General features: G+C 69.9%; 11 protein-coding genes. 2 read left to right on the top strand and 9 right to left on the bottom strand.

Annotated features, from left to right (window positions below; translation table 11 throughout):
• The first annotated feature begins 108 nt into the window (after positions 1-108).
• Complete coding sequence (locus ABD209_RS05015) at positions 109-423, top strand: MFS transporter (RefSeq protein ID WP_344062987.1); 315 nt, start codon at positions 109-111, stop codon at positions 421-423.
• 180 nt (positions 424-603) lie between these two features.
• Here ABD209_RS05015 and ABD209_RS05010 read toward each other — a convergent pair whose 3' ends face one another.
• From ABD209_RS05010 to ABD209_RS04975, 8 genes are read right to left on the bottom strand one after another with little or no spacing between them, the layout of a single operon-like run.
• Positions 604-879: a DUF4229 domain-containing protein gene (locus tag ABD209_RS05010; protein WP_344062984.1), complete on the bottom strand. Its 276-nt coding sequence runs from the start codon at positions 877-879 to the stop codon at positions 604-606.
• Positions 880-1,935 (bottom strand): c-type cytochrome biogenesis protein CcsB, encoded by a 1,056-nt coding sequence (gene ccsB, locus ABD209_RS05005; protein ID WP_344062981.1) that lies wholly within the window; start codon positions 1,933-1,935, stop codon positions 880-882.
• Between the two features lie 54 nt (positions 1,936-1,989).
• Positions 1,990-3,564, bottom strand: coding sequence for a cytochrome c biogenesis protein ResB (gene resB, locus ABD209_RS05000; RefSeq protein ID WP_344062978.1), 1,575 nt, complete (start codon positions 3,562-3,564; stop codon positions 1,990-1,992).
• On the bottom strand, positions 3,561-4,319 hold the full coding sequence (locus tag ABD209_RS04995; RefSeq protein WP_344062975.1) for a cytochrome c biogenesis CcdA family protein: 759 nt from the start codon (positions 4,317-4,319) through the stop codon (positions 3,561-3,563). The genes resB and ABD209_RS04995 overlap by 4 nt, the downstream gene beginning before the upstream one ends.
• Entirely contained in the window at positions 4,316-4,957 is a 642-nt protein-coding gene (locus tag ABD209_RS04990; protein WP_344062972.1) for a TlpA family protein disulfide reductase, read from the bottom strand. The genes ABD209_RS04995 and ABD209_RS04990 overlap by 4 nt, the downstream gene beginning before the upstream one ends.
• Positions 4,954-5,586, bottom strand: coding sequence for a histidine phosphatase family protein (locus ABD209_RS04985; protein ID WP_344062968.1), 633 nt, complete (start codon positions 5,584-5,586; stop codon positions 4,954-4,956). Before ABD209_RS04985 ends, ABD209_RS04990 begins: the two co-directional genes overlap by 4 nt.
• Complete coding sequence (gene hemL / locus ABD209_RS04980; RefSeq protein ID WP_344062965.1) at positions 5,583-6,920, bottom strand: glutamate-1-semialdehyde 2,1-aminomutase; 1,338 nt, start codon at positions 6,918-6,920, stop codon at positions 5,583-5,585. Before hemL ends, ABD209_RS04985 begins: the two co-directional genes overlap by 4 nt.
• A 41-nt stretch (positions 6,921-6,961) precedes the next feature.
• Entirely contained in the window at positions 6,962-7,441 is a 480-nt protein-coding gene (locus tag ABD209_RS04975; RefSeq protein WP_344062962.1) for a MarR family winged helix-turn-helix transcriptional regulator, read from the bottom strand.
• 126 nt (positions 7,442-7,567) lie between these two features.
• On the opposite strand from ABD209_RS04975, the gene ABD209_RS04970 reads away from it, so the two are divergent.
• Positions 7,568-8,101 carry a YceI family protein gene (locus ABD209_RS04970; protein ID WP_344062957.1) on the top strand — a complete coding sequence of 178 codons (534 nt, stop codon included), beginning with the start codon at positions 7,568-7,570 and terminating at the stop codon, positions 8,099-8,101.
• A 98-nt stretch (positions 8,102-8,199) separates the two neighbouring features.
• Here the strand turns inward: ABD209_RS04970 and ABD209_RS04965 are convergent.
• On the bottom strand, positions 8,200-8,558 hold a 359-nt coding region (locus ABD209_RS04965; RefSeq protein WP_344062955.1), incomplete at its 5' end, for a transposase.

Raw genomic sequence — 8,558 nt, 5'->3', positions numbered from 1 at the left:
CCAGACGTCGCTGCGACGTCATACACGCCATGCTCCGCAACCGCCAGCCCTACCAGCCCCGCACCGCCGCTGCCGCTTGACACCGAACATAGGGACACCCCCCCGCTCGTGGCGCTGGTCCCACCGCTCGCCCTCGCCGGCCGGCTCGCGCCGGCCCTGGCTGGGCTGGCTGTCTCGGGCATCGCCGTCGGGATCCAGGATTCGACGATCAAGGCCCTGGTCGCCGACCTCGTCGCCCCCGGGCAGCGGGCCACGGCATACGGGGTCTTCGCCGGAATCCAGGGCGCATTCGCCATCGTCGGCGGCCTCGCCGTTGGCTGGCTCTACGAGCGCTCGCTCACCGGACTGGTCATTGTGGTCGCGCTGACCCAAGTCCTCGCGCGCGGTGTGCTCGCGACCTTGCTGGCCGCCCGTCGCGCCTGAGAATCAGCGCGCCTGGCGATCAGTCGCCGCGGCGCGATCACGCCCTCGCCAGGGGAGGAGTTGCGGCCGGGTGATCGCGGCCGACCACGCGACCGCGGCCGCCACGGGCGATCAGCCGCGGGGGCGGATCAGCCCCGCCCGGGCCGTTGGCAGCACCGCGCGACCAAAAGACCGACGTGGTCAGCGGAAGTCGGCGTCCGAGTCCTGCACGACGCGGTCCTCGATCTCCTCATCTGTTGCCCCATGCCGCGCGGCGCGCGCTTCGGCGTGCCGGGTGAGATTCTCGATGGTCTGCTCCCGGAAGGGCCGCAGCGCGAAGTACGAGATCATGGTCGACAGCACGGCGGCGCCGACGAGCAGCCAGGGCCGCTGATCGTGCGCCCGGAGCCCGACCAGCCACAGCAGGGCCAGGCAGCCGAAGAAGATGAGGAAACGCAGGAGGGTGTAGCGGACCATCTAGAGCCCCGAATAGCTGTGCTGACCGACAAAGTACATGTTGACGATCGAGTAGTTGACGATGATGCAGCCGAACCCGGCGAGCGCGATATAGGCGGCGCGCTGCTTGCTGATGCCGGTCGTCGCCCGGGCGTGCAGATAGGCGGCGTAGACAACCCAGATGATAAAGGTCCAGACCTCCTTGGGGTCCCAGTTCCAGTAGGACGCCCAGGCCTGCCGCGCCCAGATCGCCCCGGCGATCAAGGTGAAGGTCCACAGCGGGAAGGCGATCACGTGCAGGGCGTAGGAGAGGCGCTCCAGCTCGCGGGCGCGGGGTAGCACCCGCATCAACCGGGCACCCATACCGGTGCCGGGAGTCCCCGCCGCCGCCTTGGCCTCGGCCCGGTCGGCGAGCAGATAGAGCACGGTGACCATGGCGGCGAGCGTGAAGACACCGACCGAGATCGTCGCTACCGTGACATGGATGACCAGCCAGTAGGACCGCAGGGACGGCAGCAGCTGGGCCGCCTCGGTGTACCACAGCGTCACCGCCATCCCGAGCATGAGCAACACCGGAGCCGTCACGAAGACGCCGAGCCAGTCGACATTGCGACGCAGGCCCCACAGACAGAACGCCAGCATGACCACCAGCGACGCGGCCGTCACGAACTCGTAGAGATTGCCCAGCGGGGGCCGGTGCACCGACGCGCCCCGCATGATCACGGCCGCGGCGAGCAGGAGGGTCGCGAGCCAGGCGAACATCCGCGCGGAGCCCGCTGCCTTGCGGGCCGCCCGCCCCGCATCGCCCGTATGCCGTTCGCCCGCCACGCCCGGCACCGCACTGACGGCATCAGTCGCGTCCGGCACGGATGCCTCGGCGCCGCCGCCCCCTGCGCCGTGCCGAGCTTCGACGAGCTCGCGGTCGACCGCCCGCACGCCCGCGCCCGAGCGCGCGTCGTCGCGCGCCGTCGCGGCGCGCGCGAGGTAGAGGACGAAGCCGAGCATCGACAGCGTGAGCACCGCCATCGCCGAGTAGAGGCTGATGACGGAATACTCCGCCAGGGTGTTCGCGTCCATTGGCCCGATCCTCTCACGCACCCCCGACAACCCACGGCCGGGGCGCAACGACTCCTACCGAGGCGGCCGACCGGCGCCGGTCACGGCCGCCGCCAGCCGGTCAACGACATCCTGCAACCCGTCGTCATCGGCCTTGGCCAGCGCACCGATCTCGACGACCGAGCCGCCATGAGGGCGCGGGGTGACCCGCGCGAAGACCCGCCGCCGGCGCACCAGCAAGGTCGCGATCAGCCCACCGAGCGCCAGCAGGGCCGAGCCCAGGGTCAGATTGCGGGCGGGGTCGTGCCGAATCGACAAGCCGGCCCACCGGGTCACGCCGTCGAAGGTGATCGAGCCGCGATCCCCCGGTAAGGTCACCGTCTCGCCCGGGGAGAGCCACAGCCGCAGCACGTCTTTGCCGTCGGCGCTCTTGACCTGGGTCATCTCCTTGGTGTTGAGCGTGTAGACCGACGACGCCTGACCGCTGGGGTTGAGCACGCCTTCATACAGGCCCAGTGCCAGCTTGGGGTCGCGCACATCGGGGAAGACCGAGATCGGGCCGGTGTGCTCGGTGATCACCCCGGTCGGCAGGAAGTTGCCGAAGAATCCCAGTTCCTTGGGTGTGGCCGCCGGCACCTTGATCGCGCCGGAGGAGGTGTAGTTGTTGTCGCGGGCCAGAAACACCGTCGGCCCGGAATACACGATGGCACCGTGGGCGTCCTTGACGGTGACGATCGGTGCATAGCCGTTACCGAGCAAGAAGATGGTGGCGCCGTCCATCTCCACCGGGTGATTGACCTTGAGCACCTGCTTGACCGGCGTCGCCCCCGGCTCGGCGGTCGTCGTCAGATAGGCCGTGAAGTCGCGCGGCTGCCCGAACTGCCCCGCGCCGGTGACCTGGTCCTCGAAGCTGACGTCGAGTTTGTCGAGGGTGAACGAAAACGGCGGCAACTGGGTGGGATCGGCCCGTGGGCCGGGGCTGAGCGTGTCATAGGAGACCATCGTGTCGGCGAAGCTGTTGCCCACCGGCACGATCACATCGCCCTTCCAGCCCCAAATGTGGCCGGCAGCGACCCCCACGATTACCCCGACGACGGCGATGTGGAAGAGGAGATTGCCGCTCTCCTTCAGGTAGCCCGTCTCCGCGGCGATGGTCTCGCCACGCACATCGAGGCGATACCGGCGACCGTACGCCGCCCGCAGACTCGCTACGGCCGCCGCCGGCTCCGCGTCCACCTCGACGCGGGCATGCGCGGGCAACCGCCCCAGGTTCGCGGGCACCCGCGGGGGGCGGGCCCGCACCTGCGTCAGGTGGATCCTGGTCCGCGGCACGATGCAGCCGACCAGGCTGATCAGGAGCAACAAATAGATCGCCGAGAACCACGGCGAGGCATAGACCTCGAAGAACCCGAGCCGGTCGAGCAGCGGACCGAGCTTGGGATGGGCGTCGATGTAGTCGGCCGTCCGGGTCGGGTTGATCGAGCGTTGCGGCCAGATCGACCCGGGCAGCGCAGCGATCGCCAGCAGCAGCAGCAGGAAGAGTGCCGTCCGCATGCTCGTCAGTTGCCGCCAGGCCCACCGCGCCCAGCCCAGCGGCCCGAGCCGGGGCAGCGTGGGGGCCGCCTGCGTCCGGTCGCGCACCGTCGTCACAGGATCACCTCGAATCCGAGGACCGTATGGATGCGCAGCCACGTCGTCAGCCCATCCCACCACCCGGTCAGCAGGAGTACCCCGACCACGAGCAACAGCGCGCCACCGAGGCGGTGGATGAGCAGCGAGTGGCGGCGCAGAAAGGCGTTGAAGCGTGCCGCACGATCCCAGGCGGTCGCGATCGCGAGGAAGGGCAGCCCCAGCCCGAGGCAATAGGCCCCCGCCAAGGCGACGGCCCGCGGCAGGCTGGGATCGGTTGCGGTGGCGAGCGCGATCACCGCGCCGAGCGTCGGGCCGGAGCAGGGCGTCCACCCGATCCCGAAGACGGCGCCGAGCGCAGGCGCACCGGCCAGACCCATTCGCGGTCGCCACCGGGGAGCGACGGTGCGCTGGCTGCCGGCCCCGAGGAAGACCAAGGCCATGGCGATGACCGCGACCCCGCCGATGCGCATCAACAGGACACGGTGCTCGAGGAAGACCCGGCCCAGGGTCGTGACGAACATCGCCTCGAGGACGAAGACCACCGAGAAGCCCAGGACGAACAGCAGCGTGCCGAGCACGACCCGGCTCTGCTCGGCCCGTCGCACGCGCGAGTCCGGCGCGGCCCCGGTCACATAGCCGAGGAAGCCCGGGACCAGGGGCAACACGCAGGGGGAGGCGAAGGAGACCAGTCCGGCGAGCAGCGCGACGAGCAGCGCCAGGGGGAGCGCGCCCGTGGCGACGGTGTCCGCGGCCCCGCCGGCGAGCTGCGTCACGAGGCGGCGCCGCCCGCCGCGACGTCCTCGATCATGCCGGTCAGGGTGGACTTCGAGACCGAGCCGAGCACGCGCGCGGCGATCCGGCCCTGGGCATCGAGCACGACCGTCGAGGGCAGGGCCGTCGCCTTGCCCTGCAGGGCGAGGGCACTCAACCCGCCGGGGTCGGAAATCGAGGGATAGGTCAAGCCCCACGCCTTGGCCGTGGCGGCGGCAGTCTGCGGCGACGAGTCACGGATGTTCACACCGACGAACCCGGCCTTCGCTGCGATGGCCGGGTCGTTTGCGACGGCGACTAAGTCGGGCGCCTCCGCCTGGCAGGGCGGGCACCACGATGCCCAGACATTGATCACCAGCAGCTTGCCGCGGTTGTCGGCACTGGCGAAGGCGCCGCCGTCGAGAGTGGTCCCGTCGAGCACAACGGGCTCGCTGCGCTTGTCGGGCGGAATGAGCTCGACGGCGCCGTTGCCGGAGATGTAGTTCTTCTGATCGCCCTGTTTGGCTTGTGCCCCAATGGAATTGGGGTCACTGCTGCAAGCCGCAAGGACTCCGGGAGCCAGCACGAGGGTAACGGCGAGCACCGCTCCCCGCCGTCGTCCGGCCCATCGGGCGACCCCACTCCCCCCGGCCGCCGTCATGCGCCGACGCTCGCGCTGGAATCGGAGGTCAGGTGCTTGGCGGGCTCGGCATACGAGATCGCGGCCAGGTCGGCGTCATCGAAGGCGAAGGTGGTCACCGAGGCGAGCGAGCACTCGCGGCTGCGCGGGTCGTGCCATAGCCGCCGGCCCTCGGCAGCGCAGCGGGCCATCCAGATCGGCAGCTGGTGGGAGACGATGACGGCCTCGTGCCCCTCGGCCGCGTCGCGCACATCGGCGATGGCGGCCTGCATGCGGGCCGCGATCTCGACATACGGCTCGCCCCAGGAGGGAGTGCGGACGTCGTACATCCGGGCCAGGTGCTTCGGGCGCAGGAAATTGCCGAGGCTGACAACCTGTCCCTCGAAGGTGTTCGCCGCCTCGATGACGCGGTCATCGGTGCCGATGGGCAGGCTGTGGGGCTCGGCGATCGGGGCCGCCGTCTCGCGGGCCCTGATCAGCGAGGACGCGGTGACGACGCTCAGATCGTTGTCGGCGAAGTAGTCGCCGAGGACGCGGGCCATCGCCTGACCGCGCTCGGAGAGGTGGTAGCCGTCGAGGCGGCCATAGAGCACCTTCTCCGGGTTGAACACCTCGCCGTGGCGAACGAGATGGACCAGCGTGCGCGTCATGGCGCGATTGTCGCAAACGCGTCTGAGGCCGCGGACGCGGCCGCGGGCAGGGCGGCGAGGATCCGGTCCACGGCCGCCGCGTCGTGGGCGGCGCTGACGAACCACACTTCATACGCGCTCGGGGGCAGGTGGACGCCCTGGGCGAGCATGGCGTGGAAGAAGGCGGCGTAGGCCGGGGCGGACGTGCGCTTCGCGTCGTCGTAATCGCGCACCAGGCCCTCGCAGAAGAAGATGCTGAACATGCTGCCCGCCCACTGCACGGTATGCGGCACGCCCGCCGCGCTCAACGCCGCGGCCGCCGCGTCGGCGATGGTGTGCGCGGCGGCGTCGATGTGGGCGTAGACCTCCGGCGTGCAGCGCTGCAGCGTCGCGAGGCCGGCCGCCGTGGCGACCGGGTTCCCCGAGAGGGTGCCTGCCTGATAGACCGGGCCGTCGGGTGCCAGTGCGGCCATTAAGGCGGCGGGACCGCCGAAGGCTGCGGCCGGGAAGCCGCCGCCCATCACCTTGCCGAAGGTGAATAGGTCGGGGGCGCCCGCGGCATACGGGCCCTCGAGGCCATACCACCCGGAGCGCGAGCATCGGAAGCCGGTCATCACCTCGTCACTGATCAGCAGCGCGCCGTGATCGCGGGTGACGCGGCGCAGCGCCTCGGTGAAGCCGGGTGCGGGCGGGACGACGCCCATATTGCCCGGGGCGGCCTCGGTGATGACCGCGGCGATGTGCTCGCCGTCGGCGGCAAAGACCGCCTCCAGGGCGGCGATGTCGTTGTAGGGCAGCACGATCGTCTCGGCCGCCGCACTCGACGGAACCCCGGCGGAGTCGGGCAGACCGAAAGTCGCCACCCCCGAGCCAGCGGCCGCGAGCAGGGCGTCGACGTGGCCGTGATAGCAGCCGGCGAACTTCACCACGCGCGAACGGCCCGTCAGACCGCGGGCCAGCCGCAGGGCGCTCATCGTGGCCTCGGTGCCGGAGGAGACCAGACGGACGTGCTCCACCGGCTCGACCCGCGCGACGATCTCCTCGGCGAGCGCGACCTCGTTCTCGCTCGGCGTGCCATAGGAGAAGCCGCGCGACGCCGCATCCGTGACGGCGGCGAGCACCTCGGGGTGGGTGTGCCCGAGAATCATCGGCCCCCAGGAGCCGATCAGGTCGACATACTCCCGGCCATCGGCATCGATCAGATAGGCCCCGCGAGCGCTGGTGATGAAGCGCGGTGTGCCCCCGACGCTGCGGAAGGCGCGGACCGGGCTGTTGACCCCGCCGGGCACCACCGTCTTGGCGCGGGCGAAGAGCGCCTCGGAGGCGGGCGCGTCGGAGGGGTAACTAGGCGGCATACGGGCAGTCTCTCAGGGGCCGCCGACAACGCGGTCGGCGGTCAGTCGGCGTCGCCGGCCTGACCCTCTATGGCGAGGGCGTCGCGCACCTTTCGGAGGCTGTCGCCGAGGGCGATGAACTCCTCGGGGCTGAGGATGTCGATCAGATTGGCTCGCACGGAGTCGACGTGGCGGCGGGCCATCTCCTCGATGGCCGCCCGGCCGTCGTCGGTGAGGACGAGTTCGACACCCCGGCGGTCGTCGACGCAGGCCTCGCGGCGCACCAGGCCCCGCTTTTCCAGCCGCGCGGCCGTATGCGTGATCCGCGACCGGGACTGGACGACTATGTCGGCGAGGTTCGACATCCGTACGCGGCCCCCGGGTGCCTCGGAGAGCATGGAAATGACTTCGTACTCCGAGAGTTGCGTGCCGTGGACGGCCAGATCGCGATCGAGCGCGACCTCGACCAGGCGGGTGGCGCGCAGATAGGCGCGCCAGGCGCGCTGCTCCCGGGGCGTCAACCAACGGGTCTCGGTGCTCATCGGCCCCTATTCTGCCCCGACTCGTCCCCCGATTTGACAGAAGCCTTAATAGTTGAAATATTGATCATGCTCGGAGGGCCGCCAATCGGGTCGGCACCGCCACACCGAGACTCCCAAGGAGCAGCTATGAGCAGCATCAAGAATCTCCCCACCGGCACCTGGGCCGTCGACGCCAGCCACACCGAGGTCGGCTTCGTCGCCCGCCACCTGATGGTCACCAAGGTCCGCGGCAGCTTCCCCGAGGTCAGCGGCACCGTCACGGTGGCCGAGGACGTCACGGCGTCCACGGTCGACGTCACCGTCGGCATGGCCTCGGTCGACACCCGCAGCGCCGACCGCGACGCGCACCTGCGCAGCGCGGACTTCTTCGACGTCGAGAACTACCCGACCATGCGCTTCGTCTCCACCTCGTTCGACGGCGAGGAACTGAGCGGCGAGCTGACCATCAAGGACGTCACCAAGCCGGTGACCTTCGAGGTCGACTTCAACGGCGTGCAGGCTGACCCGTGGGGCAACACCAAGGCCGGCTTCGAGGCCGAGACCGAGATCAACCGCAAGGACTGGGGCCTGGCCTGGAACGCGGCCATCGAGGGCGGCGGCGTGCTCGTGAGCGAGAAGATCAAGATCGTCCTGGACGTCCAGTTGCTCAAGCAGGCCTGACAGCTGGCGGCTGCCCCCGTCCCAACCCTGCTAGCAAGGTTGGGGCACGTCGAGCAGGCTCTACCCTGCTCGACGTGCCTAAACCTTGCTAGGCCGTGTTACGAAAGTCGTTTGAGCCAGCGGCTGATGCTGACGACGTGGGTTATTGCGTCGTATCGGACGGCGAGTTTGTCGTAGCGGGTGGCCAAAGCGCGGTATTGCTTCAGGCCGTTGATACCGCATTCGACTGCGTGGCGATCGCGAGAGATCACGGGGTCGAACAGGTGTGGTCGGCCGCCGTGGGAGCCCTTGGCTGCCCGGTTCCTGACCTGGTCGGCCTTGATCGGGATGGTCGCGTTGATGCCCTTCTTCATCAGCCAGGACCGGTTCTCTCGCGATGAGTAGGCAGCGTCGGCGAGCACCCGCTCGGGACGTTGACGTGGTCGACCCAGGCCGCCGGGACGGGCAACGCGCACCT

Source organism: Nostocoides vanveenii (genome assembly GCF_039531165.1).
GTDB classification, from domain to species: domain Bacteria; phylum Actinomycetota; class Actinomycetes; order Actinomycetales; family Dermatophilaceae; genus Nostocoides_A; species Nostocoides_A vanveenii.
The sequence above is the reverse complement of the archived record's forward strand: the minus strand, read 5'-3'. Positions and strand labels throughout refer to the sequence as shown.

What these genes read in the sequence shown, in the direction of transcription:
- ABD209_RS04975 (WP_344062962.1), bottom strand. Translation starts at nt 7,441, where the DNA reads ATGAGCACCGAGACCCGTTGGTTGACGCCCCGGGAGCAGCGCGCCTGG.
- hemL (WP_344062965.1), bottom strand. Translation starts at nt 6,920, where the DNA reads ATGCCGCCTAGTTACCCCTCCGACGCGCCCGCCTCCGAGGCGCTCTTC.
- ABD209_RS04985 (WP_344062968.1), bottom strand. Translation starts at nt 5,586, where the DNA reads ATGACGCGCACGCTGGTCCATCTCGTTCGCCACGGCGAGGTGTTCAAC.
- ABD209_RS04990 (WP_344062972.1), bottom strand. Translation starts at nt 4,957, where the DNA reads ATGACGGCGGCCGGGGGGAGTGGGGTCGCCCGATGGGCCGGACGACGG.
- ccsB (WP_344062981.1), bottom strand. Translation starts at nt 1,935, where the DNA reads ATGGACGCGAACACCCTGGCGGAGTATTCCGTCATCAGCCTCTACTCG.
- ABD209_RS04970 (WP_344062957.1), top strand. Translation starts at nt 7,568, where the DNA reads ATGAGCAGCATCAAGAATCTCCCCACCGGCACCTGGGCCGTCGACGCC.
- ABD209_RS05010 (WP_344062984.1), bottom strand. Translation starts at nt 879, where the DNA reads ATGGTCCGCTACACCCTCCTGCGTTTCCTCATCTTCTTCGGCTGCCTG.